The following is a 24,521-nucleotide window of genomic DNA, read 5'->3' on the forward strand; positions in this document are numbered from 1 at the left end:
CCTCGGCGCCAATTGGCTCCTCGATGGATCGCTCTCGGGTGACGGAGGCCTCTCAGCTCTGGGCCTCGCCCTGGGAAGCGTGGCGCTGGCCGGCATCTTCAACTGGTTTCGCCCCAAGCCCGATTCCGAGAATTTCGATCAAGACTCACTCTCCAATCCCGGTCCCTTCTACTTCCGCTTGAATTGGAATCCAGAGGCCAGTGTCTATCGCCAAGGAAATGGCCTCCAGGCCGGCAACGTCGAAGTCGTGAATTTCCACGAGAGCGGCATCCCCAAAACGCTCACCCTCAAGTCGGCCCAGCAAATCGGGCAAGCCGAGCTGCCGGCCGAGACCCTGCTTTCTTTCACCGCTTCCGGCCGCTTACTGGCAATCACCCTGATGGGCCCCACCGAAATCGCGGGGATGCACTTGGGCTCCGGGGATCGACTTTATTTCGATGAAGCCGGTTATCTCGATAGCTTGGTGCTTCGGCAGGATCGAGTCCTCCAGGGCTACGCGGTGGCGAAGGATTTCCCGATCAGCTTTTATCCGAACGGGAAAATGCGGTACTTCATCCGACGAGAGGGCATTAAAAAGAACTCGGCGACGACCCTGGACGAGAGGGGGAAGATTGACCGGAAATCCTGGTTTTCGCCGGTCTTCGCACTCATTTCGGAGATTGCCCGTTATTCCTGGCGAAACCGGAATCAATCCTTGACTGTGATGGCCACGACCTTTGTTGTCACCAAGATGTTCGATGAAGGGCCTCTCACTTGGGTCCTAAGCACGGCGTTATTGCTTTCGTACCAGGCGATGGTCCAGCGAAAGGGCAGAGTAAGGAAGGAAGCCGCCGCCTCGCTGGAGCCGACGAGGATCTCAACTCAGGGGAGAGTCCATGTCCAGGCCAAAAAGGCTTCGGAAAGCCCGGAGCTTGAATCTCGCGCCGAAGAAGAGACCCAAGCTGAAGAAGTGGCCCAAGCTGAAGAAGAAGCCCAAGCCGAGGAAGAGGCCAAGGAGAAAAAGTCGCGGCGGACCCCGGAGGGCGGCAAGCTCCACGCCGCCGCGGCGCCGGCCTTGCTCGGCCTCGACATGCTCCTCCACGGCCAGCCCACCGCGGCCGGCCTCCTGGTCACCGGCCTTGCCGCGGCCGCCGGCGTCCTCGGCATGGCGGCCAATTCACCGTATCGTTTGCCCAGCGGAGAATCTTCGAAATGGAAAGCCCTCTTAGGATCCTTGACCGAGGTCAAGTTCAACCGTCTTCAGGGGACGATGAGTGGGGTCTTGGCCGCACCTCAAAGCTTGAATCGGATCGAGTGGCCGAAGGGCACGCGCTTCATACTTAGCGGCATCCACGGCCAAGCGATGCCGATTCTGGATACCGCCATCGCGCCCTTCGATATGGAAATTCAAGGGGTGGTCTGCAAAAAGGCCCGGCCGATACGATTTTTTCCGAGCGGGGCTTTGCAATCTTTCGTCGGACCGAAGCCGTGGGAAGCGACCTCCCATTCCCAGGTAGAGTTGATAAAAAAACTAGATAGCCCCGGGTTCTTTTCCGACGGAGTTGAAATCAGGCTGAACGAAATGGGCGAGGTCGTCGATTTGAATTCGCCCTCTTTCGTGGAAGAGGTTTTGCATTATTCTCTTCCTCTCTCCCTTATGCTCGGTTTGAGCGGCTGTTTGGTGGGAATAGCGACCGGCGGTTGGCCCGGCTTGGCGACCATGGGAGCTTTGCTTTTCGGTCTTCATCGTCTCGATAAAAGTCTCAATAATCGGATGATCAATAGAGTCCGCGATCTGCCGCTCATCCCCAATCCGCAAGATCGATGGCGCGTCGAAGCGAAGCAGGAAAAGCCGGGACAGGAGGTCATCGAAGCGGAGTTACAAGCCGATGAGGAAGCCGAGGCTGAGGTTGAAACTTCAGGCCCCTCAACCAAAGCCAAGAGCGACGGCCGGCTCCACGCCGCCGCGGCTCCCGCTTTGCTCGGCCTCGACATGCTCCTCCACGGCCAGCCCACCGCGGCCGGCCTCCTCGTCACCGGCCTTGCCGCGGCCGCCGGCGTCCTCGGCATGGTCCGCCTCGTCCACTCGAGGAAATCGCTGCTTGATCGGCCCGGCCCGGCCGAGCCGCTGGAGGGCCAAGCGATCCAAGTCGATCAAATCAACACCGCCACGCTCCTCGACAGCTTCAAGGTCGATCCGGAAGTAGGCAGCCCCCGGGTTCCGCTCAAGTTGGCCTTGAGCCGGGATCCGGCCGATGACGTTTACCTGAGCGACAATTTGAGCGCCGCCTGGGTGCAAGGCGCCTTAGGGGTTTTCAAGGATTTGTTTCAAGAAAAGGCGGCCGCCAGAAAATTTCCCCGACGCCATTTGCGATCCAAAGATGAGGCGCGCTTCATTCCCGCCACCGAAAATGATTGGAGCATCACCCACCACGCGGACCGAGCCTTCGTTCTGAACAAAGCGACTCCCCAGGCCGAAAAGGCTGTCCGATTCCAGAAAGGGAACAGCCAATCCTTGCCCTATTTGGCGGTTCATGAGGCGAGCTTGAAAGAGGATTCCAAATTTCGTGCCGCCCAGATCGTCAATTTCTTCGAGCCGGGCCAGCCTCAGACCCGGACCTACGTCTTCTCTTGGATCGGCGGCCGGGCGATCGACGCGATTTGCGCCCAATTGGGCCTCCCCATTCAGGGGCGCGAAAATCTGCTGAAAGGCTTGGCTCAATTCATCTTCGAGTCCGATCTCTATACCCCCGAAGAGCTGGGCGGGCCGCTTCAAGATCAATCCAATACCGAGGACGCCGCCCTCTACCGGATATACAAAGCCTATGAGCAGGGAACCGAAGAGGATTCCTTTTACCGGATTTGGCACCCGCCCTCGCCTTTAGGCATCCTGACCCACGAAATGGACCACTACGAAAAGGACCATGTCGTCCGGATCATTTTGGAGCAGGGGGGAATCGAGCGCTTCGAGGGGGCCATGCCGCTGGGTCCGGCTTGGATGAACTTCCTCAATCCCTTCCTCCGCGGCGAATGGCGCTAGGGCCCGGGGTTCCCGTCGCCGTCGGCATCGGGATCGTCGGAGTTGGGAATCCCGTCATGATCGAAGTCGCTGGAAGCTCCGATGTCATTGGCCGGAAAGGCCAGGTCGCCGTCGATCTGGATGAAGCCCAAGTCGAGCGGCCGAGCGGAGTCGTCGATCAGGAAGACGAACTGAGGATTGGCCGGATCGTCGTTGGCGACGAGCCGAGCCACCAAAGCCGAATCCTTTTCAAAGGACATGGTGTAAGTCTGGCCGGGCGTGACGTTGACCAGGAAGGAGCAGTCGGAGCGCAGCGGCACCGCGAAGTCCCGGCCGGCTTGGTCGACCGCCGTCGCGGTGTCGACCGAGCAGGAAGGCACCACGCCGCTGATCTCGGTCATCGGATTTTCGGGATCGCCGCCTCCGCCGCCGCCGAAGCAGCCGCCGAGACCGATTGTCATTGCCAACAACAGACCGGGAATTTTTCGCATTATCTCTCCTCGATTAACGTCGCCGGCGGAAGAAAAGGGCCACCGCCGAAATAGGAATCAAAAGCGCGAACCAAAGACCGCGGCCGAGGGCGGCTCCGCCGCCCAGCGCGCAGCCACCGCTGCCACCGCCACCTTGGCCGCTGCCGATCAATTGAACGACGGTGGGGATCGCGGAGTCGGTCTCAACCTGAAGGTTGGCATTGAGCTCGCCTTCGGCGCCGGGGCCAAAGGCCACGGCCAAGCTGCAGCTTTCGCCGGGGTTCAGGCTGAAGCTCGAGCTTCCGCAGGGATTCTCTCCGGCACTCAGGTCGAGCTCATAATTGGCCGAATCGGAGAGCTGAAAGCCGCTGATGGCTACAGCCATCGCGCCGGTATTGCTGAGGCTCAGCCCCTGGCTTTCCTCCTCGCCGATGCTGACGAAGCCGAAGTCGAGAGTGGCCGGATCGGCCGTCAGCAGGGGTTGAGCTTCAAAAGCCCCCATATCGACTTGCCCATTGAAGACCCGAGGATTGCCGGCCAGGTCGAGGTCGGGCAGGCCGGGAGCCTCGGTATCACCGGTGTCGAGGGCCGGTGAGTCCGGCCCCAGCTGGAAGTTTCCGGCTTCGGGGTTGACGAAGAGCGGGTCGGCGCCGATGTTCTTACCCAGGCTCAGGCCGGCGACCGAGGTCGGGTCGCAATTGGCCGGCGGCGGTCCAAAGCAAGCCTGGCTGAAATCGTTGTTGAAGAGCTGAATGCCTGGAAAGACGAAGTCGACGAGCAAGTCGTTGCCGGTATTGGCTGGCGCCGCCGAATTGCCGAAAAGGATGTTGTTGTAGATGTTCGCCGCGACCATCCCCGCGACCGGCGTGAGGAGGACGCCCCCGCCGCCGACGCCGTCATTAGCCACGACCGAGTTGCCGACGATGGTATTGTTGACGAGGGTCAGGGTTTCGGCGGCGCTGACGATGGAAAATCCGCCGCCTTGGGCAGCGGCCGAGTTCCCAAATACCAAATTGTTGACGATCCGAAGCTCTCCGCTGCCGTTTTGCTGAATCTGAGCGCCACCGTTGTCGGCCTGATCGTTGACGTTGTTGGCGAGGATGTTGCTCTCTAAGGTCAGGATTCCATTTTCACTGTTTTGGATTTGGATGCCGGTGGCGAAACTTCCCGAATTGCCGGAGATCGTGTTGTTTTGAAGCGTCGTCGCGCCGTTGCCACTACCGACATTGGTGATGAGAATACCGCCGACGAATCCGGCGGAATTGACGTTGTTCGAAATGGTGTTTTCTTCGAGCAGAATGTCGCCTTCGCCGCCGTTGAAGATTTGGCAGCCATTGGCCAAGTCGGAAGAATTGCCGGTGATGACGTTGGACCGGACGGTGATGTCGCTGTTGCCGATGCTCTGAATCTGGGCGCCGCCGGTATTGGTCGCATCGAGGTTCTGGTTATCGGCGATGGTGTTGCCCTCGAGGAGCATGCTGGCGCCGGCCGAAGCTGACAGGTAGATGCCGTTCACGACGTCGCCGGCGTTGTTGCGGACCTCGTTGCTCTTAGCTTCGATCGAGGTGGTAACGCCGTGAGAGGTCATGATGGCGCCGCCCATGAGCCCGAAGCCGCTGGAGATGGAGTTGCCGATGACGAGGTTCTCGTTGAATTGGATGTTTCCGTTGGTGGCCAGCTGAATGCCGCCGACATTGCCGCCGGTATTGTCTTGGATACTACAGCCGGCGACGGTCTGATCGGAAGCGCCGGAAGCGATCATCGAGGCGCCGCCGGCCGCACCGCCCTCGAGGTTGTTGACGATCACGCAGTCGGTCAGGCTTTGATCGCCTTCGACGCCTTGGACTTCGAGGCCGGCGACATCGCCGAATCGGCCGTTACGAATGGTCAGTCCCGAGATTTGGAAGGAGGCCGTGGTTCCGCTGCTGATGAGCTCCAGAACTTGGCGGGCCACGTTGCCGTCCAAGATCGAGGAGCCGGGGCCGGCGCCGGCGATGGTGAGGGACCCGTTGTTGCTCGAGTTATAGGTGAAGGTCGCATTCCCGTTGTCGCTGGTAAAATAGGTGGTGCCGGCCTGAAGATTGATGACGTCGTCCTCGGCGCTGGCGGCCGCGGTGGTCAGGGCGGTTTGCAGCTCGGCCGCGGTGGTCGGCGCGAAAACCGCGGCTGAGGCCGCGATCGGGGTCAGGAAAGCCGGGACTAGAAGCAGGAAGACGGGACGGGACATAGGGACCTCCTGGGGCGATTTGAAGGCCTGGGAACTTTAAGGTGCTTTCAGGACCGCGTCTAACCTATTTTTTGGCCCCTTCAGCGGACCTCATAGACGTGGTCCTTGTCGTCGTACTTGAATTTCAGGTGGAGGACCGGCGCTTCCTTGGCGTCCTTCGGCAAGTCGAAGAGCATCGAGTAGCCGCCGGTGCCCTTGAAGTTCCGGTTCTTGGAGTAGGAGTAGCTCTTTTCCATCACCGTCACCTCGCGGCCGCCCTTGTCGTCGGAGAAAACCGGCGGGAAGTCCTCGGCGAAGGCGATGGGCGCGACCTTCTCGTCGCCGACCTTGACGTAGTTGTCGGCGAGATTGGGGCTGTCGTGGAAGAACATGAAGAGCGTCGATCCGGTCTCGGGAAAGTTGAAAATCACGTCGACCGCATAGGGCTTGCCGTTGACCTTGGCGCCCGCGAAGCTGGTTTTGCCCTTGAGCACTTTGAAGCTGCCGTCGGGCAAAGCGACGCTCTTGCCGTAGGCCAGGGGAGTTCCCGGCGCCTCTTCCTCCTCGGCGAAGCTGCCCGAGCTCTGTTGGTCGACCTTCCACTGGCCGCCTTCCTTGACCAAGGTGACCTTCATCTTCTCGGGTCCCGGCTTGGCCTTGGGGTCGCCCATCGAGAAGAAATCCAGCGCGATGGCGTCGATCTTGAGGGTGGCCTTTTTTCCGTCCTTGGAGATTTCGCTGCTCTTGACCGTGTAGGACTTGGGCGCCAAGGCTTTCATCAGCTTTTGAACTTCGGCCTTCTGCTCGGGCGTCTTCACGTCCCGGTGGTATTCCTTGACCTTCTCGGCGGTGGAGAGGGCCAGCAGGCCGTCGACGTCGCCGGCCTTCGAAACCTCGACCCATTGGGCATAGGCGGCTTCGGGGGTGTTTTGGGCGAAAAGCGGGCTGGATAGCGAAAGGGCGAGGGCGAGAAAGCCGGCGGAAAGAAGGCGGCGCATGGGGATCTCCTTATATAAGGCCAAGGGCCGAGCCTGCCGATGGGTGCCCCCTGCTACCAGTTGACAGGGCGAAAGGGAAGCGGCTAGAAGCCCCGCATGATGAACACTCAAAACGCGCTTTCCGCCGCGAAAAACCTGCTCGAGCACGTCACCCGCCACCTGGCCCAAAAGGCCTCCGAAGGCAAAGAGATCTCCACCGCCAAGCTCGACACTTTCCAAACCACCGCCTACGACCTGGCCTGGGTCGCTTCCGAGGTCTATGCCGCCGAGCAGATCCTGGCCTATGCCGCCAAGAGCGACGGCGAGTTGGAAAAATCGCTGGCCGAGTATTTCACCGCCGAGACCGTCGCCCATTTTTCGGAAAAGGTCAGCTTCCGCTTCCACGAATGGGGCGTCGACGAAAAGAAGCTCACCGAGACGATCTGGAAGCCCGAGCTCACCAAGGAAGTCGAGAAGGTCCTGGCCACCGAGAACGTCGCCCGCATCGCCCAGCTGATCAAGAAGGCCAACGGCGGCGGAACTTACGGCCTCGACGAGAACCACCAGATGTTCCGCGAGACCTTCAAGAAGTTCGCCGAGGACAAGGTCATGCCGCTGGCCGAGAAGGTCCACCGCCACGACCATCTCATTCCGCAGGAAATCATCGACGGCTTGAAGGAGCTGGGCTGCTTCGGTCTCTCGATCCCCCAGCAATTCGGCGGCTTCCAGGACGACGCCAAGCCCGACAACACCGGCATGTGCGTGGTCACCGAGGAACTGTCCCGCGGCTCGCTCGGCTTGGCCGGCAGCCTCATCACCCGGCCCGAGATTCTCTCCAAGGCCATCTTGAAGGGCGGCACCGAGGAGCAGAAGAACAAATGGCTGCCGCTCTTGGCCAGCGGCGAGCGGATGGCCGGCGTCGCCGTCACCGAGCCCGATTTCGGCAGCGATGTCGCCGGGATGAAGGTCACGGCCAAACCCAAGGAATCCAGCGGCCAGAAGGGTTGGGTCATCAACGGCGTCAAGACCTGGTGCACCTTCGCCGGTTACGCCGACTCCTTGATGGTGCTTTGCCGCACCGATCCCGACATGTCGAAGAAGCATCGCGGCATGTCGATCCTGATCGCCGAGAAGCCCCGCTTCGACGGCCACGAGTTCAAGTACGACCAGCCCGAGCACGGCGGCCACATCGAGGGCAAGGCCATCCCGACCATCGGTTACCGTGGCATGCACTCCTATGAGGTCGCCTTCGAGAATTATTGGGTGCCTTACGAAAACCTGATCGGCGGCGAGGCCGGCCTTGGCAAGGGCTTCTATCTGCAGATGGAAGGCTTTGCCGGCGGGCGCTTGCAGACCGCGGCCCGGGCGCTGGGCGTGATGCAGGCGGCCTTCGAGGCGGCGCTGCGCTATTCCGACGAGCGCAAGGTCTTCGGCAAGCCGATCTTCGAATACGGCATGACCCAATGGAAGCTGGTCCGGATGGCGGCGCTGATCCAGGCCGCCCGCCAGGCGACCTACCACGCTTGCCAATTGATGGACGAGCACAAGGGCCAGATGGAAGCTTCGCTGGTCAAGTTCTACGCCTCCAAGATCAGCGAGTGGATCGCCCGCGAGGCTCTCCAGATCCACGGCGGCTACGGTTACGCCGAGGAGTACGCGGTCAGCCGCTACTACGTCGACGCCCGGGTCTTCTCGATCTTCGAGGGCGCCGAGGAAGTCCTGGCCCTTCGGGTCATCGCGCCGGCTTTGCTGAAGCAATATTTATAGTCATCCTGAGCGAAGCGAAGGATCTGCGACCTGCCAAGGTTTTTTGAGAGCTCTAAGCCCCTTCGTGTTTTCGGACTACCATCAGAGATGCGAAGGCACTCAGTAGCCCAAATTTACTTGGCCAGTCGCAGATCCTTCGTCCCCCCAGTCTCACTCGAACCTGGCGGCGTTCGACTGGGGCCCCCGCTCCTCAGGATGACCCCTCACTCGTAGATCAACCGCTTGGCCTTGCCCTCGCTGCAGGGCAGGTGGGAAGCCCGGACGCCGGTCACTCGCATCTTCAAGCCGAAGCGCTGTTGCAGCTCCTCGGTCACCTTGGCCTCGACGGCCTCGGTGCGGGCCCGGCTGCGCAACACCTCCTCGACCAATTGAGCCTTGAGCACCCAGGGCGATTCCTGGGCCGCCAAATCGGAGGTCGCCACGACTTGATAATTAGGCTGGACCCCTTCGGTTTCGAGGAGGACTTGCTCGATCTGGGAAAGGAAGACTTGGCCGTCGCCGATCCTCAGTTGGTCGTCGGCTCGGCCCCAAATCCGCTCGATCCGGCGGGAGCTGCGGCCGCAGGCGCAGGGCTCCTCGATCAGGCGGGTGCGGTCGCGGGTCCGGTAGCGCAGGACCGGCATCGCTTCCTTGGTCAGGGAAGTCAGCACCAGCTCGCCATAGGAGCCGGGCGGAAGCGGCTCGCCGCTGACCGGGTCCACGATTTCGGGAAGGAAGTGATCCTCGAAAACGTGCATGCCGCCGCCCTCAGGGCATTCCTGGGCGACGCCCGGCCCGATCACTTCGCTCAACCCGTAGGTGTCGAAGGCGCGGACGCCGAGGCCTTGCTCCAGCCTGGCCCGCAAGGCCTCGCTCCAAAATTCGCCGCCGAAGATCCCGGCTTTCAGGGAGAGGGGGCGATGTCCGAGATCGCCGGCGATTTCTTGGAGAAGGGTTGCGGCGAAGCTGGGAGTGCAGAGCAAGACCTCGGTTCCGAGCTCGCGCATCCAAAGAAGCTGTTTTTCGGCATGGCCGTTGGAGGCCGGGATGACCGTCGCGCCGAGGCGCTCGGCGCCGTATTGAAAACCCGAGCCGCCGGTGAACATGCCGTAGCCGTAGGCGATTTGGACCACGGTGCCGGCACGGACTCCGGCCGCCGCCAGGACCCGAGCCATCAGCTCGCTCCATAGCTCGAGGTCCTTGCGGCTGTAGGCCGTCAAGGTCGGACGTCCGGTGGTGCCGGAAGAAGCGTGAACCCGGGCCACTTGGTCGCGCGGCAGTGCCAATAGGCCGTAGGGATAATGCTCGCGAAGGTCCTCCTTGGTCGTGAAGGGAATCGCCGGCAGGTCGGCCAAGCCCCGAAATTTTTCGGGCTCGAATCCCGCCGTCCACAACCGGGCCTTGTAGAAGGGCACGCGATGAGCGACCCGGTGGAGCAGCTCTGCCAATCGCTCTTCCTGGAGTTGGCGGAGGCGAGCGCGCGGCAGGCACTCCCGCTCCGGATCCCCGACGTAGGAATCCTTGGAAAAATTCTCCATGCTAGTTCCCCTTGTAGCTGAAGGAAGGCGGGGGAATTCCCCGAGAGGGCTTTCGCCAAACCGTCTTTTCTCCGCAATGGCCCCGGCTTTCCAACCAACGGCTGTAATCGGCGTAATACTGGTAAAGATCGTCGATATTCTGGACGTCGAAGCCATTGTAGGCGGTCCCTTCGGGGCCCAAGAGGCGCTGGACCAGCTCAAGGAAGGGGCCGTAAGGGGCTTGGGGCGCGACGAACATCTGGCGCAGCCGGGCTCCGGTGCCGTCCTTGTAGGTGAGGACCGGGGTCATGAAGTTCCAGCCCTGCGATTTCAGCTCGCCGTGCAAGGCCTCCATGTCGGCCTCGGGATTGATGTTGTAGGCGACGTGCTGGACCCCTTCGCCGTAGCGGCGGACGAATTCGTTGATCGGCGAGGCCGGATCTTCGCTGACCGACAGCCCGGTCATGGTCTCCCAGGGGTACTCGGCGGTTTTGCCGCTGACCAGCGCGATGTGCGAGGCCGGATACTTCAGCGTTTGGAGGCGGACCAGCTCGTCGAAGCCGAAAATCCTCCATTGCTGCAGAAATCGCTCCTCCGATTCGAAAGCGCTGACATAGGTGACGTGATCGATGTGACGAATGGCTTTGAGGCAATCGTTCGCCGCTGAGAATTCCATACCCTTCCTTCTAACCCCGATGCTCGGCAAAATTTGGAAGAAGGGACGCTCGCTGTCAAGCCGGCCCGGTGCCGGCACGGCCGGCGCGGCGGAAAAATTTGCGCGACAATGCGACGGGAAAGCCAGGATTGGCGCACGTTTCCCGGCACTAATTGCCGCGAGCGAAATCTCTATCCGCGGCTCGGATTTTTTTCGGTCGTTTGCGGGCTGGCGAGGCCTTCCGGAAAAATCGGCTCGGCTCGGGCCGGCGACTTGTCCGGCAAATCCCTACTTCTAAAGCTCCGGGCTCCAGCGGATGGCCTCTCGGGTGAGCTCGCTCAAGGTTTCGATGTCGAGCTTCTTCTTGATCCGGGAGCAATAGGTGTCGATGGTTTTTCTCTCCAAGGAAAGCTTTTCCGCGATTTGCCGGATGTTCAGTCCGGAGCCGATGAGCCGGAAGATCTGAAGCTCGCGATCGCTCAGCTTGCAAAATTGGTCATCGCTGCCGGCTTTTTTGTCCTCGCCATAATAATAGAGCATGCGCTTGAGGATTTGGGGGCTGAGGTAGGTCTTGCCCTCCAGCACCCGGCGAAGTGCGGTTAGGATCTGGGCGGGGGCTTCTTGCTTGAGGAGATAGCCGTTGGCTCCGGCTCGCATGGCCCGATGGGCGAACATGGCGTCATTCCGGTTGGAAAATATTAAAATCCCGGAGCGGGGGCTCTTCTCCAATATTTTGGGGATGAGGTCGACGGTGATGACGTCGTCGAGCAGCAGCTCGATGAGGACGATCCGCGGCTGAAGCCGTGCGGCCGATTCCAAGGCTTGAGCCGAGTTTCCGGCCTCGCCGGCAATTTTAAAATGCTTGCTGCCGTTGATGAGGGCGGCGACCCCATGGCGGACAATCGGCTGCGAATCCACCAGCAGCACGGTGGCTTTACCCGTTTCCATGTTTGTTTGGGGGCCGAGCCTTTGTCCCCGCTATATCCTGAATTTATTAACCCGGGGTTTTTCTCGCATTAATTCCGGGCCTTGTCAACGTGGGTGGCGCTTGGGTGCCGGCTCTTTTTTAGCCTTTACATCGACTTTTTCGCTCTGCTAGCGACCGGAGTCTCATCCGTAGAAAGGATCTTCCATGTCGCTCAACATTCCGTATCCCCAGTTCAAAGAAAGCGCTCCCGGCCAAGCCGCCAATTTGGAGAAGGTGAAATATCCCCAATACGGCCGGGTTTTGGAAGACTTCAAGCCGGGGGCGGTGTTCTGCCATCCCCGGGGCGTGACGATTTATCCGGCCTTCGCGGTCGAGTTCGCCACCACCTTCATGGAGACCAACCCGCTCTACACCAACGCCGAGTTCGCCAAGGCCCACGGCTTTCGCGACTTGGTCGTTTCGCCCTTGATGGTGATGAACGTCGCGCTTTCGCTCGGCGTCCAGAACGACTCCGAGAAGGCCATCGCCAACCTCGGCTATTATAATGTTTGCTTCGTCAAGCCGGTCTATCCCGGCGATACCCTCCGCTCCTTGACCAAGGTGCTCGACGTCAAGGCCAAGGAAGGCAAGCCCGGCATCGTCACCATCCGCACCATCGCGCTCAACCAAAAGAACGAGCTGGTCCTGCAGTACGACCGCAAGATCATGGTCGCCGCCGCCGGCAAGGAAAGCGAGCCGACCACCGTCGCCGGCCAGCCTTTCCCGGAGCAGGCCGAGCCGAGCGTCGAGATCCCGGCCGCTGCCGGCGCCTATCCGACCAACCTCACCGGGGTCGGCAGCTATTTCGAGAACTTCACCGTCGGCGACATCATCGTCCATGCCAACGGCCGGACCATCACCGACGAGCATTTCCCCTGGACCTACCGCGTGATGAATACTCACCCGCTCCACTATGACCGGCTCTACTCGACCGCCCGCAGCGGCGCGATGAGCGGCGAGCCCATCGTCTACGGCGGCTTGGTCTTTGCTTGGCTCGCCGGCTTGGCCAGCCGCGACACGACCGAGAATTCGCTGATCGATCTCGGCTACACCGAGGGCTATCACACCCAACCGGCGGTGAGCGGCGACACGGTCTACGCGATCTCGCGGGTCTTGGCCAAAGAAGAGGGCCCCCAAGGCGTCCAGGGCGGGGTCGTCACCTTCCAACTGATCGGCGTCAAGAACATCCGGCCCAAAGAGGCCCTGGAAAAGTTCGGCGCCGACCTCTTCATCAAAGAGAACAACAAGAAGGATCTGGGCAAGGAGAAGATCCCCGAGAAGATCTTCGAGATCGAGCGCCGGCTCCTGATCAAGAGTCGACGCTGAAGATCGATGATTTTCCCCCTTTGAAAAAGGGGGATCAAGGGGGATTTAAAGCGATTGCTGGGAGAAAAAAGCCTGGAAATCGAACCCTCGTTGCTTGGCAACGGTTTTCAAATCCCCCCTGCCCCTTTTTCAAAGGGGGGTAAGATCTTAAAGATCGAGGCCGGGCCCTTCGTCCTTGAAGAGCGACTCGCGTTTCTTCAAATGCTTGAGGAAGGCGGCTTCGTCCTCTTTCCGGTATTCCTCGGTGATGTAGACCTTTCTGAATCCGGGCGGGACGTTTTCCAGATTTTGCCGGAAAGCCGGCAAGCCGAGGTAGAGGTTCAAGGCGGATGGCCGGTAGGGCTTGATTTCGGCGAGCAGGCTCCGCAGCGGCTCGCCCGAGTGGACGTCATCCTCGACGACCAGGACCTTCTTCCCGCGCAAGCGCGATAAATCGTCCAAAGCCTCGACCGGGCGCTTTCCGGCCGGATTGGCCTCGCCAATGTTCACCGCCAAAGTTTCCAAGCCCAGATCGTGGAAGATCGGCGCGTAGGCGAAGCCCTCCGGACCGACGATCAAGGCCAGCTCATGGCCTCGCTTGACCGTCTTTTGGGCGGCGTTGAAGGCGGCCACGTAGGAGTGAGGGCCGTGAACGTTCGCCAGGCCGTAATCCTCCGCGGCTTCGATGCCTTTTCCGTAGTAGCGGGCCCGGGCCAACTCGTCGACCGAGCCGACCGGAAAGACCGGATTGCTTCGAAGAATGTCGAATGCGTAGTTTTGAGCGTGGCCCGGATCGAATTTCAACGCGTCCCGGTAGCTTTGCACCACGCCTTCGAGGCGCATCATCATCGACGCGCGGATTCTTAGGACCCCCGGCACCAAGGGATTCAGGGCGAAGAAGGCTCTTTCCTCCCTTTCCAAATAGGGTCGAGCCTCTTCTCCCAACAGCTCCTGCAGCTCCCGGCTGGCCCGGCGGAGCCTTCCCAATGGCGTGTTCAGCTTCTCGTGGGCGTGGTGGAAGATCGCCAAGGTCGAGGAGGGCGCTTCGATCTCGTTCGGGAAGTGAAGGGCAATGCCGCGATTCCGCAGCTCTTGGAGCGTCGACTGGCTGACGATCCTGGCAGGCTCATGGTTGAAGTAAGCTCCGACCGCCGCGGGCCGGTAAGGGGAGATCAAACGCAGGGCCTCTTCGATCGACGCGCCGCTGACGATGTCCTTGTCGACGAAAAGAATTCGCTTGCCCGCGATCTCCTCGGTTCGAACCTCGCCGACGAATTTCGAGGTCGGTTTTTTTCGGTTGTGGGCATGGATGTCGACGACCTTGACCGGAATATCCAAAAATTCGGCGACGCCGCCGGAGGATAGGCCGCCTTTGGCGATGGCCAGCACCAAGTCGTAAGAGGCAGCCAGCTGCTTCAAATTGGCGGCCGTGCGGTCCAGCATGAAGGTGTTCGGCTTGGGATAGCCGTGCTTGGCGGCAAATTCGCCGACTTGTTGGAAGACCGCCCGGTGCAGGCCCTGGAAGAAATCGGCATCTCGATCGGAGCTGCCAAAAGCCCGGTTGTAATCTTCCAACATCCAAAGCGCCAGGCGCCTGTGAGCATTTCCCTCCTCGACCACGTCGGCCAGGCGGCGAAGTCCCGGAAAATCCTGTAGCAGCGTGAAGATTTGATAGGCTTGGTAATACTCATGGGGCGGCTTCGAATATTCATCGAGCTGGCGGTGGGCCAGGGTGAGCAAAAACTTTTTCTCGGCGTCCGATAAAGCTTGCCGGCCCCGGCCGGCCATCTCCTGGACCAGCTGCCAAAGCACGGCCTGTTCCGAAAATTCCAATCCGGCTTTGATTTCCTCGATGCGTTTTTGAACCGGCTTCGGAGCCTCCTGGAGCAGTTTTCCCCGGAGGATCGTCTCTGGGCTCCCCAAGCCTTGCATCCTTAGGATTGGCGGGGCCGGGAATGCCGCGGGTCCGCCTGCCGGCGCCAAGCTTCGCCAGGCTGGAGCAAGCTCCCAGCCCGGTCCGCTCCGGCCCTCGCCGCGCCAATGCAGCTCCTGTTGGAAGGCCGCCCAACGCGGCCCCAAGGCCGAGCCGAGCAAGCGTCCGGCGACCTTGAAATGGAGGAGGGTGGTCAATCCTTCGGTCAGGGCCATGGCTCCATCGGCCGGCGGCCGGAGGCCGGCCCATTCTTCCAGCCGGTGGCCCAGCAGAATTCCGCCCAAAGTTGAAGCGGTGGTCAGACCCGGCCGGCTTCCGCCGGCCCAAGCGCCGAGCTTCAAGGCGCCCAAAGTGAGGAAGCTGGCGGCGGTTTCCTCGCCGAGAGCTTGCCGGCTCCAGTCCTGCTTTTCGCCGCCGGCGGCCCTGGCAGCTCGTGTGAAAGCCACGAAGCTCGGCGCTTCCAGGGCAAAGGCTCCGGTCGAGGCCAAGGCCCGGGCGCCGAAACTCCGCGAGGCGAGCCGGGAGAGCAGGGCCGCGCGGGTCAGCCCAAAGACGGCTTGAGAGCCGGCCATGGCGATGAGACCCGCGGGCGAGCTGGCTTCGCGGAAGAATTGCCGGCTCAGGAATTCAGCCCGCTGGCCGAAAGCTCCACGGCCCTCGATCGCGGCGATTTCGCGCTCGGCTTGGCCGGCCAGCTCGGGGAAGGTTTCCGCGCTTTCGCTCTTGACGATTTGAAAGATTCGCAGCGCCGCCGGCGTTTCGTTGCGGCCGAGCAGGCGGCGGCCGAGGGAGAGCAGGCCGCTCAAGCGCAGCTCGGGGTCGCTTTCGCGGTCCAAAGCGCGCAGCTCGCGGCGGACCGTCTCGGTCGGCCCGATTTTGTTCAACTTTTCCGGGAATTTCATGCCCCTTGCCCTCTCCTTGAACCGCGAGCTTATCGGCGGAGCCGGGCCGGAGTTGTGGCGAGTTTCCATAAAGGGTTGGCGGAAGCGCCTGAAATTCCCCTATAATTTGAGCGGCCGTCCAAGGCGGCCCTAACGGGGGGGATATGCGATACTTTACTTTCTTGGTTTTGGCCCTGCTGCTTCCGGCTGGGCCGGCCCAATCTTTTCCGGGCAATCTCGACTTCGATTTCGGCTTGGGCGGAATTGCCAGCACCGATCTCGGCAACGCTCTGGGCATCGGCCCCGAAAGCGAATCGGCCCGGGACTTGGCCATCTATCCCGAATCCTCGGCCTTTGCCGGCAAAATCGTGATGACCGGGAACATCGGCGGCTTCGACGGCCGGGTCGTAGTCGCCCGTTACAATTCCGACGGCAGCCTCGATTCCAGTTATGGCGAAAACGGCGTCGCGTTGGTCGATCTTCCCGACGTCACTTTCGCCAACGCCTTGGCGATCCAGCCCGACGACAAGGTCGTGGTGGTCGGCGAGTTGGGCGTCCCGATGGCGGGCAACGACTCCTTTTTTCTGCGCTTCTGCCCCGACGGCAGCCTCGACGATGGGGTGAATTGCGGAGCCGGCGGCTTCGGCAGCGGCGGACAGGTTTCGCTCGACACGCCGGGCAACAACACCGACGAGGGCTTGAGCGACGTTTTGATCCAGCCCGACGGCAAGATCGTGGCCGCCGGCTCCAGCTCCGGGCCATCGAGCTTCGACTTCCTGGCGGTCCGGCTCTGCGCCGACGGCCAAGTCGATGACGGCGCCAATTGCGGGGCCGGCGGTTTCGGCAGCGGCGGCGTCGCCTTCCTCGACGTCACCGGCGAGAGCGACGAGGGCTTTGGCGTCGCCCTCCAGCCTGACGGCAAAATCCTGGTCGGAGGCCGCGGCGACGGCTTCGGCGTCGGAGATATCGGCCTGGTCCGAGTCTGCGCCGATGGTAGCTTCGACGACGGCGCAAACTGCGGAGCCGGCGGTTTCGGCAGCGGCGGCATCGTCACCACCGATCTCGGCACCGACACCGATACCCTGAATCAAGTGGCGGTTCAGGAAGACGGCAAGATTCTCGGCGCCGGTTTCGCCTTCGATTCGGGCTCGGGTTTCGACTCCTCCGATTTCGTCGTCATTCGTTATTGCGCGAACGGCGAGCTCGACGAAGGCAGCAATTGCGGAGCGCCCGGTTTCGTCGCCGGCGACGGCTTCATCAAGGACGACCGATCCAACGCCGGCAACCAAGACCAGGCCACCGGACTTCAAATCCAATCCGACGGCAAGATTCTGGTCGCCGGCGGCTTCGAGGATGGATTCAGCTCCGACTTCTTTTTCCTCAACCGTTATCTGGAGGACGGAAGCCCCGATCCGGGCTTCGGCTTCGACGGCACCGTCGATCAGCTCGTCGATTTCAGCCGGGGCGCCGAGGAAATCGGGATCCAGTCCGACGGAAAAATCGTCCTCGGCGGCTTCGGCGCCGTCTCGGGCGGGAATACCAATTTTGTCTTGATCCGCTATTTGGGCGACAGCGCCGATCTCTCGATTCAGGTCACGGTTTCGCCGCCTTCGGCCCAGCCCGGCGATCCGCTGGTCTTCACGCTGAGCGCGGCCAACCTCGGCCCGGTTCCGGCCCCCAAGGTGAAGGTCAGCTTCAGCCTGCCGGCCGGAGCGACCCTGGTTTCGGCTCCGGGCTGCACCGGCGATGCCGCCTTGAGCTGCGAGTTGGGCGACCTCGGCGCCAATGCCGCGGCCGCACCGCTGGTCGTGACCCTGAGCTCGGCCAACGAAGGCGTGATCGCGCTGACCGCCGCCGTCAGCGGCGGGGTCACCGATCCGGTGCCCGTCAATGACCAAGCCACCGCTTTCGCGGTGGTTTCGGCGGCTCCCACCGGTGGTGGCGACGGCGGCGGCGATTCCGAGCAATGCGACGACGGCGCCGACAACGACGGCGACGGCGAGATCGATTGCGGCGATTCCGATTGCGTCTTCAGCCCGGTTTGCGAGGGGACCGTCGGCGGAGGCGGTTGCAGCCTCAATCCGCGGGCTCGCTAAAATAATCGGCCGTCTCGCGGCGGCAAAGGCTATAATCAAGGCCGTCCGATCCTGGAGGCTTTATGAAAGTCCTGGCCCTGCCCCGGCTGCCGCTTCGCCTCTTCTCGGCCGCCGAAAAAGTGCAGCAGCTTTTCGCCAAGGCCGGAGTGCGGATCGGCGGCCGCCGTCCCTGGGATATCCAAGTCTCCAACGAGAAATTCTTCGATCGAGCCCTGGCCGAGGGAAACCTGGGCTTGGGTGAATCCTATGTGGACGGGTGGTGGGAGTGCGAGCGCTTGGACGAGCTTTTTCACCGGCTGCTTCGGGCCAAGATCGAAGAGGAAATCTTGCCATGGCCCTTTATCCTCGACGTCGTCAAGTCGCGGGTCTTGAATTGGCAAAGCCGGAGCCGTTCCTCCTCCAATGCCCGCCGGCATTACGACATCGGCGAGGACGTTTACGCCAAGATGCTCGACCGGCGCCGAGTATACTCCTGCGGCTATTGGAAAGGCGCCGCCAACCTCGACCAAGCCCAGGTCGCCAAGCTGGAGCTGAGCTGCCGGAAGCTCGACTTGAAGCCGGGGATGCGGCTGCTCGACATCGGCTGCGGATGGGGCAGCTTGGCCCAGTACGCCGCCGAGAAGCACCGGGTCGAGGTGGTCGGCATCACCGTCTCCAAGAATCAATTCCACTATGCCAAACGCCACGTCGCCGCTAAGCGCGTCGAGATCCGGCTTCAGGATTACCGCGATTTGCCGCCCGAAAAGTTCGACCGCATCGTCTCGATCGGCATGTTTGAGCATGTCGGCTACAAGAATTACAGCCGTTTCATGACGGTCGCCGCCGACCGCTTGCGGGACGACGGGCTCTTCCTCCTCCACACCATCGGCGGGAACCGCTCGACCACTCGCATCGATCCTTGGGTCCAGCGCTACGTCTTTCCCAATGCGATGCTGCCCTCGATCGCCCAGATCGGAGCCGCCGCCGAAGGCCGGTTCATCATGGAGGACTGGCACAATTTCGGGCCGGACTACGACCGGACCTTGATGGCTTGGTGGGAGAATTTCGAAAATGGCTGGAGCGAATTGAGCGGACGATACTCCAAGCGCTTCCATCGAATGTGGAAGTATTACTTGCTCACCTGCGCCGCGGCTTTCCGAGCCCGCGAGCTGCAGGTGTGGCAGATCCTGCTTTCCAAGGGAGTCGCCAAGGCTCCCGCTCGCCGTATCGGCTAGTTGCCGGTCAGGAAGCAGCCCAGTTCCAGGTAGGTCTGAGGGCTCGAATCGACATGGACGGTGATCTTGCTGCTCTTGAAACCGGCTTCAAGCTCGGCGCCGGCCGAGGTGTAGACATTGGCATAAAAAGAGAGAAGGCCCAGGCCGGCCAAGGAAGAAGAAGCCATCCTTTCGCAGCTGGCCACCGCATTGGCCGCCGCGGCGTTGGCGACCTGGAAGTTCAAATTGATTTCCTTGTACTTGCCCTTGATGATCAGGTTCTGCGTGTAGGTGGCGTTCCACCGGATGAGGCGAGACTGAACGTATTCGACTTGGATGTTGTCCCAACGGCAAACAGTCATGCCTCCACTCGGCGGTTGGCAGGCCGGCCCGGTGATGACTCCGCTCACATTGGAGTTGATCACCAGCTCGTCATCGGAATCGTTGGTCGTGGTGGAAGACGCGGCTTGAAGGGTTGAAGCCAATGCCAGGCAGGCGAGGATAACCATCGCCGCGCTTGAGTTTTTTCCCATAGTCACTCCTCTAGAGCCCTTCGGCATCATTATAAGCATGCCCGAAAAGCCCGCGCAATCCGCGATTTGCCTCTTTTTCGCTTCACGTTTTTTCCCGTTCGGGGACTTCCCGCCTCGAAAAGGGCTTTTTTGAGGCTTCTTTGGAAGAAATGCCCCTGGCATGGGCTTTGCCAATGTTCTTGGCATGAAGGTGAAGGCTACAAAACCAGTCTCCAAGCCGGAAGGCCCCGTCGAGGCCGCGCCGGCCAAGCCGCCGCTCAACCGGGCCAAGCGCAATGCCGACGCTTACACCGCCTTCGTGGTCATGAGCGCGCTGAGCACCGGCACCTTCCTGGCCGGCGGAGGGCTGACGCTTTGGTCAGGTCTGCGCTACGGCAAGGCGGTAGCCTCCGATCAATTGCTTCGTTCGGCTTCTCAAGGCAGCGAGACTCTCTTCGAGGAGTCGGGTGAGCTCAGCCGGGACGCTCGATCCGCCGCCGCCGCGGTTCCGGGGCTGCTCGGCATGCTCCATCGCATCGAGGCGCGGGCCTCCGCCGAAAACCAAGACGTTCAATCGACCATCGACGAGCTGCGCGGCGAGACCAAGGCCAGCCTCCGTCAAGAGCGCAAGCTACTCGTCGGCTCGGCCATCGGCGCCGGCGCCGGCTTGGTCGGAATGTTGATTTTCATCTCGGCCGCGAAAATCGCCCGTCACCGCGGCCTGATGCTTCATGGGCAAGGCTTGGGGCCCCGCGGCCGTAGGAGCACGGTCCGGGCCCAAGTCTCGCCTGCTTTTTCACCCCAAATGATGGGCTTATCGCTCAGCCTTCGTTTATGAGAACGGTTCTCCAGGGATTCGTCGAACGTTGGATCGGAAGCGAGGAGCGGGTCCAGCGGGCCGAGCGGGTTCGGCCCCAGGCCCCGGGGCCAAGTCCGCTCCAGGCCGACCTTGATAGCCGGAAGCTGCGCGGGCCCCAGGAGCTGGCCTTGGTCGCTCGACGGCCGCCTTGGAAGGAAGTCTTCGGCTCCTTTCATCCCTCCGATTACTACGTCTTCGTGCTGCGGATGCCGGATGGGCTTTTTCGGGAAGAGGAGGTTCCGGAGCTGGCCAATTGGATCCGGGGCATAAACGCCTATCTGAAGCGGCCGATCGTCGAGTTCACCTGGAACCAGAAGCAATGTGGCCACTACTATTCGAGCTCCCACCAAGTCGGGCTGCGGCCGGAGTGGCACGTGGAGCCTTCGCGCCGAGCTGAATCGGCTCGCGCCACCTTGAGCCATGAGATGATGCACGGTCTTTTTCATTCCGACGGATTGGATCGGGACGCGGCTTGGCGGTCGATCTACCGGCTGAGCTTGGCCGACCGCAGCTACGAGCTTTTCGACGACTCCAATTACTCGCCGTCGCGACCGGACTACTACGGACATCCCTACGACAGCGAAAGCGAGGCATTCGCCTCCGCCGGCGCCGCCTATTATCAAGCCGCCGATGCCATGGCCCAATTCATCCTTCATCCTGAGACTCCCGAGGACATGCGGCTGGTGGGAAGAGCGGCCTGGTGCTACCTCCGCGACCGGGTCTTTGGGGGGAAAGTTTTCACGGAGCAGGGCGAGGATCCCTTCGCCGGCGAGAGCTTGGACTCGCTGCTCGCCCAGGTCGCCGCCGGCGAAGCGCGGGCCCTTTGGCGAGCCTATTGGGGCGAGGATCCCGATGTTTTCGACCCGGCCCGCGCCGGCTTGATCGATTACCTATTGCGCCGAAACCCCACTTGACCGACCCCGGAAAACCGAATAGTCGCAAGGGCATATGGCGGCAAAGCGCGACCAGCCTTGGGTGATGCGGACTTATTCGGGCCACAGCTCGGCCAAGGCCTCCAACGAGCTCTACCGGCTCAACCTTTCCAAGGGCCAGACCGGCCTTTCGGTGGCTTTCGATCTTCCGACTCAAACCGGCTATGACAGCGATTCGGTCATGGCCCGGGGCGAGGTCGGCAAGGTCGGCGTTCCGATCTCCCATCTCCAGGACATGGAGACCCTCTTCGACCAGATCCCGATCGAGAAGATGAACACCTCGATGACGATCAACGCCACCGCGGCTTGGCTCTTGGCCCTCTACGTCGCGCTGGCCGAGAAGCGCGGGGTCGACTCCAAGGTTTTGCAGGGAACCACCCAGAACGACATCCTGAAAGAGTACCTTTCGCGCGGCACCTACATCTTTCCGCCCAAGCCCTCGATCCGGCTGATCACCGACATGATCGCCTACACGGTGAAGAACATCCCGAAGTGGAACCCGACCAATATCTGCAGCTATCACCTGCAGGAGGCCGGCGCGACGCCGATGCAGGAGCTGGCCTATTCGATGTGCAACGCCATGGCTTATCTCGACGCGGTCAAAGCCACCGGCCAGGTGCCGGAGGCGGACTTCGATCAGGTCTTCGGCCGGCTTTCCTTCTTCGTCAATGCCGGCGTCCGCTTCATCGAGGAGATGTGCAAGATGCGGGCGATGGGCCGGATGTGGGAAGAGCTCGGCAAAAGCCGCTACGGCGTCAAAGACGAAAAGATGCTGCGTCATCGCTATGGTGTCCAAGTCAACTCGCTGGGCCTCACCGAGCGCCAGCCCGAGAACAACATCCAGCGCATCGTCTTGGAGATGCTGGCGGTGGTCTTGAGCAAGGACGCCCGGGCCCGGGCCGTTCAGCTCCCGGCCTGGAACGAGGCCTTGGGCCTGCCGCGGCCTTGGGACCAGCAGTGGTCGCTCCGCATCCAGCAGGTCATCGCGATGGAGACCGACCTGCTCGAGTACGGCGACATCTTCAACGGCTCGCCGGTGATCGAGGCCAAGGTCCAAGAGTTGATCGACTCGGCCAAGAAAGAGATCGAAGTGGTCCAGCAGATGGGCGGGGCGGTCAACGCGGTCGAATACATGAAGCAGAAATTGGTCGAGTCCAACGCCGCCCGGGTCCGGGCCATCGAGGAGGGCTCGATCAAGGTCATCGGCGTCAATTGCTTCCAAGAGACGGCCGAGAGTCCGCTGACCGGCGGCCGCGACGAGGGCATCCTCAAGGTCGACGAGTCGGCCGAGCGCCAACAGATCGAGCGCCTGAAAAAGTTCCGCGCCGGCCGCGACGAAGCCAAGGTCCGGCAGGCCCTCCAGGAGTTGAAGGTCGCCACTGAGAAGGGCGACAACATCATGCCGCCCTCGATCAGGGCCGCCCATGCCGGCGTCACCACCGGCGAATGGGCCCAAGCCATGCGCGAGGTCTTCGGCGAATACCGCGCCCCGACCGGCGTCGCCGGCGTCCGCTTGGCCGGCACCAATGAGGGGATCGAAAGGGCCAAGGCCAAGGTCGAGGCTTTCCAGAAAAAATCGGGCGAGAAGCTGCGGATCCTGGTCGGCAAGCCCGGCTTGGACGGCCACAGCAACGGCGCCGAGCAGATCGCGGTCCGGGCCCGCGACGTCGGGATGGAAGTCATCTACCAGGGAATTCGCCTGACGCCGGAGCAGATCGTCGAGGCCGCCTTGCAAGAGGGTGTCCACGTCATCGGCCTGAGCATCCTCTCGGGCTCGCATCTGGCGCTGATCCCCGAGACTCTGCGCCTGATGAAGGCGAAGGGCCTCAAGGTCCCGGTCGTCGCCGGCGGCATCATCCCCGACTCCGACCAAAAAGCCCTGCTTGACCAAGGTGTCGCCCGCGTCTACACGCCCAAGGATTTCGAATTGAACACCATCATGGAAGAGATCGCGGAAATCGCGATGTCCCGTGCTTAAGAGACAAAGAAGGAGACCCCATGACCAAAGAACTATACCAGCTCGGCGAGATTCCGCCGGTCGGCGAGGTGCCGAAGAAGATGATCGCTCAGGTGATCCGTCCCACCGCCTTCGGCGAGCCCAAGGTCGCGTTCAAGGAAGAGACCGTCGACGTGCCGGAGCTGCGGCCCGACGAAGTCCTGGTTTACGTCATGGCCGCGGGCATCAACTATAATAACGTCTGGGCGGCCCTCGGCATCCCGATCGACGTGACCAAGGCCCGGCCCAAGGACCCTTACTTCCCGGACAGCAGCGGTTTCCACATCGGGGGCAGCGACGCCTCCGGCATCGTCTATAAGGTCGGCTCGGCGGTGAAGAACGTCAAGGTCGGCGACGAGGTCGTCATCCACTGCGGCCAATGGAGCCAGGAAGATCCGCTGGTCAAGGCCGGCCAGGACCCGATGTACGGCCCCAGCTTCCGGATCTGGGGCTACGAGACCAATTACGGCAGCTTCGCCCAATTCACCAAGGTCCAAGATCATCAATGCCTGCCCAAGCCCAAGCACCTGAGCTGGGAGGGCGCGGCGGCTTACATGCTGGTCGGCGCCACCGCCTATCGGATGCTGACCCGCTGGCAGGAGCATGAAGTGAAGAAGGACGACGTCGTCCTGATCTGGGGCGGCGCCGGCGGACTCGGCTCGATGGCCATCCAGATTTGCAAGGCCTTCGGCGCCAAGCCGATCGCGGTGGTCTCGGGCGACGACAAGGTCGAATACTGCAAGAACTTGGGCGCGGTCGGCGTCATCGACCGCCGCAAGTTCAACCACTGGGGCATGCTGCCGCACTGGGAGGACACCGAGAAGTACAACGCCTGGCTGGCCGGAGCCCGCTCCTTCGGCAAGGCGATCTGGGACGTCTTGGGCGAAAAGAAGAGCCCGCGGATCGTCTTCGAGCATCCCGGCGAGTCGACGGTGCCGACCTCGGGCTTCGTCTGCGACACCGGCGGCATGGTCGTGATCTGCGCCGGCACCACCGGTTACAACGCCACCCTCGACCTCCGCTACCATTGGATGCGGCAGAAGCGCTTCCAGGGCTCGCACTTCGCCAACGACAAGGAGGCCAAGGGCCTCAACGACTTGGTGCTCGAAGGCAAGGTCGATCCCTGCCTCTCCCGCACCTGGACCTTCGGCCAGACCGGCGAGGCCCACCAGCTGATGCGCGAGAACAAGCATCCCCACGGCAACATGGCCATCTTGGTCAACGCCAAGAAAGAGGGCCTGAAGAACCTCGAGGAGAGCAAGAAGGCCTAAAGCCGCC

At 61.8% G+C, this 24,521-nt stretch carries 17 protein-coding genes; 9 read left to right on the forward strand and 8 right to left on the reverse strand.

What is annotated here, in order from left to right; translation table 11 throughout:
* A partial coding sequence (locus VJR29_03490) for a hypothetical protein (protein ID HKY62459.1) occupies nt 1-3,019 on the forward strand: 3,019 nt, incomplete at its 5' end.
* On the opposite strand, the gene VJR29_03495 is transcribed toward VJR29_03490, so the two are convergent.
* The 3 genes from VJR29_03495 to VJR29_03505 all read right to left on the reverse strand — a co-directional run bounded on the left by VJR29_03495 (nt 3,016) and on the right by VJR29_03505 (nt 6,672).
* Nucleotides 3,016-3,489 carry a hypothetical protein gene (locus VJR29_03495; GenBank protein HKY62460.1) on the reverse strand — a complete coding sequence of 158 codons (474 nt, stop codon included), beginning with the start codon at nt 3,487-3,489 and terminating at the stop codon, nt 3,016-3,018. The two genes, VJR29_03490 and VJR29_03495, sit on opposite strands and share 4 nt — an antisense overlap.
* Nucleotides 3,490-3,502: 13 nt before the next feature.
* Nucleotides 3,503-5,695, reverse strand: coding sequence for a choice-of-anchor D domain-containing protein (locus VJR29_03500; GenBank protein HKY62461.1), 2,193 nt, complete (start codon nt 5,693-5,695; stop codon nt 3,503-3,505).
* Nucleotides 5,696-5,775: 80 nt separating this feature from the next.
* Nucleotides 5,776-6,672: a hypothetical protein gene (locus VJR29_03505; protein ID HKY62462.1), complete on the reverse strand. Its 897-nt coding sequence runs from the start codon at nt 6,670-6,672 to the stop codon at nt 5,776-5,778.
* Nucleotides 6,673-6,768: 96 nt separating this feature from the next.
* Between VJR29_03505 and VJR29_03510 the strand changes: the two genes are divergently transcribed.
* On the forward strand, nt 6,769-8,418 hold the full coding sequence (locus VJR29_03510) for an acyl-CoA dehydrogenase family protein (GenBank protein HKY62463.1): 1,650 nt from the start codon (nt 6,769-6,771) through the stop codon (nt 8,416-8,418).
* A gap of 203 nt (nt 8,419-8,621) precedes the next feature.
* Here the strand turns inward: VJR29_03510 and VJR29_03515 are convergent, their stop codons facing one another.
* The 3 genes from VJR29_03515 to VJR29_03525 all read right to left on the reverse strand — a co-directional run bounded on the left by VJR29_03515 (nt 8,622) and on the right by VJR29_03525 (nt 11,517).
* Nucleotides 8,622-9,935 (reverse strand): phenylacetate--CoA ligase, encoded by a 1,314-nt coding sequence (locus VJR29_03515; GenBank protein HKY62464.1) that lies wholly within the window; start codon nt 9,933-9,935, stop codon nt 8,622-8,624.
* A gap of 1 nt (nt 9,936) precedes the next feature.
* Complete coding sequence (locus VJR29_03520) at nt 9,937-10,590, reverse strand: hypothetical protein (GenBank protein HKY62465.1); 654 nt, start codon at nt 10,588-10,590, stop codon at nt 9,937-9,939.
* Nucleotides 10,591-10,863: 273 nt separating this feature from the next.
* Nucleotides 10,864-11,517 (reverse strand): response regulator transcription factor, encoded by a 654-nt coding sequence (locus VJR29_03525; GenBank protein ID HKY62466.1) that lies wholly within the window; start codon nt 11,515-11,517, stop codon nt 10,864-10,866.
* A 184-nt stretch (nt 11,518-11,701) separates the two neighbouring features.
* On the opposite strand from VJR29_03525, the gene VJR29_03530 reads away from it, so the two are divergent.
* Complete coding sequence (locus tag VJR29_03530; GenBank protein HKY62467.1) at nt 11,702-12,862, forward strand: MaoC family dehydratase; 1,161 nt, start codon at nt 11,702-11,704, stop codon at nt 12,860-12,862.
* Nucleotides 12,863-13,009: 147 nt separating this feature from the next.
* Here the strand turns inward: VJR29_03530 and VJR29_03535 are convergent, their stop codons facing one another.
* Nucleotides 13,010-15,676: a phosphoribosyltransferase family protein gene (locus VJR29_03535; GenBank protein HKY62468.1), complete on the reverse strand. Its 2,667-nt coding sequence runs from the start codon at nt 15,674-15,676 to the stop codon at nt 13,010-13,012.
* Nucleotides 15,677-15,819: 143 nt separating this feature from the next.
* Here VJR29_03535 and VJR29_03540 point away from each other — a divergent pair, with 143 nt between their 5' ends.
* Both VJR29_03540 and cfa read left to right on the forward strand, forming a co-directional pair.
* The gene (locus tag VJR29_03540; protein ID HKY62469.1) at nt 15,820-17,751 is read left to right on the forward strand and encodes a hypothetical protein; all 1,932 of its coding nucleotides are present in this window, start codon (nt 15,820-15,822) and stop codon (nt 17,749-17,751) included.
* Between the two features lie 62 nt (nt 17,752-17,813).
* Nucleotides 17,814-18,965: a cyclopropane fatty acyl phospholipid synthase gene (gene cfa / locus VJR29_03545; GenBank protein ID HKY62470.1), complete on the forward strand. Its 1,152-nt coding sequence runs from the start codon at nt 17,814-17,816 to the stop codon at nt 18,963-18,965.
* Here the strand turns inward: cfa and VJR29_03550 are convergent.
* On the reverse strand, nt 18,962-19,477 hold the full coding sequence (locus VJR29_03550; protein ID HKY62471.1) for a hypothetical protein: 516 nt from the start codon (nt 19,475-19,477) through the stop codon (nt 18,962-18,964). The two genes, cfa and VJR29_03550, sit on opposite strands and share 4 nt — an antisense overlap.
* 160 nt (nt 19,478-19,637) lie before the next feature.
* Here VJR29_03550 and VJR29_03555 point away from each other — a divergent pair, with 160 nt between their 5' ends.
* Genes VJR29_03555 through ccrA form a run of 4 tightly spaced genes read left to right on the forward strand, consistent with a single transcriptional unit; the run spans nt 19,638 to nt 24,514 of the window.
* Nucleotides 19,638-20,294: a hypothetical protein gene (locus VJR29_03555; GenBank protein HKY62472.1), complete on the forward strand. Its 657-nt coding sequence runs from the start codon at nt 19,638-19,640 to the stop codon at nt 20,292-20,294.
* Entirely contained in the window at nt 20,291-21,229 is a 939-nt protein-coding gene (locus VJR29_03560) for a hypothetical protein (protein ID HKY62473.1), read from the forward strand. Before VJR29_03555 ends, VJR29_03560 begins: the two co-directional genes overlap by 4 nt.
* Before the next feature lie 34 nt (nt 21,230-21,263).
* Nucleotides 21,264-23,225: a protein meaA gene (locus VJR29_03565; GenBank protein ID HKY62474.1), complete on the forward strand. Its 1,962-nt coding sequence runs from the start codon at nt 21,264-21,266 to the stop codon at nt 23,223-23,225.
* Between the two features lie 20 nt (nt 23,226-23,245).
* Complete coding sequence (ccrA, locus tag VJR29_03570) at nt 23,246-24,514, forward strand: crotonyl-CoA carboxylase/reductase (GenBank protein ID HKY62475.1); 1,269 nt, start codon at nt 23,246-23,248, stop codon at nt 24,512-24,514.
* Nucleotides 24,515-24,521 lie beyond the last annotated feature (7 nt).

The sequence above is a fragment of the bacterium genome (assembly GCA_035281585.1).
In the GTDB taxonomy this organism is placed as follows: Bacteria; UBA10199; UBA10199; order DSSB01; family DSSB01; genus DATEDP01.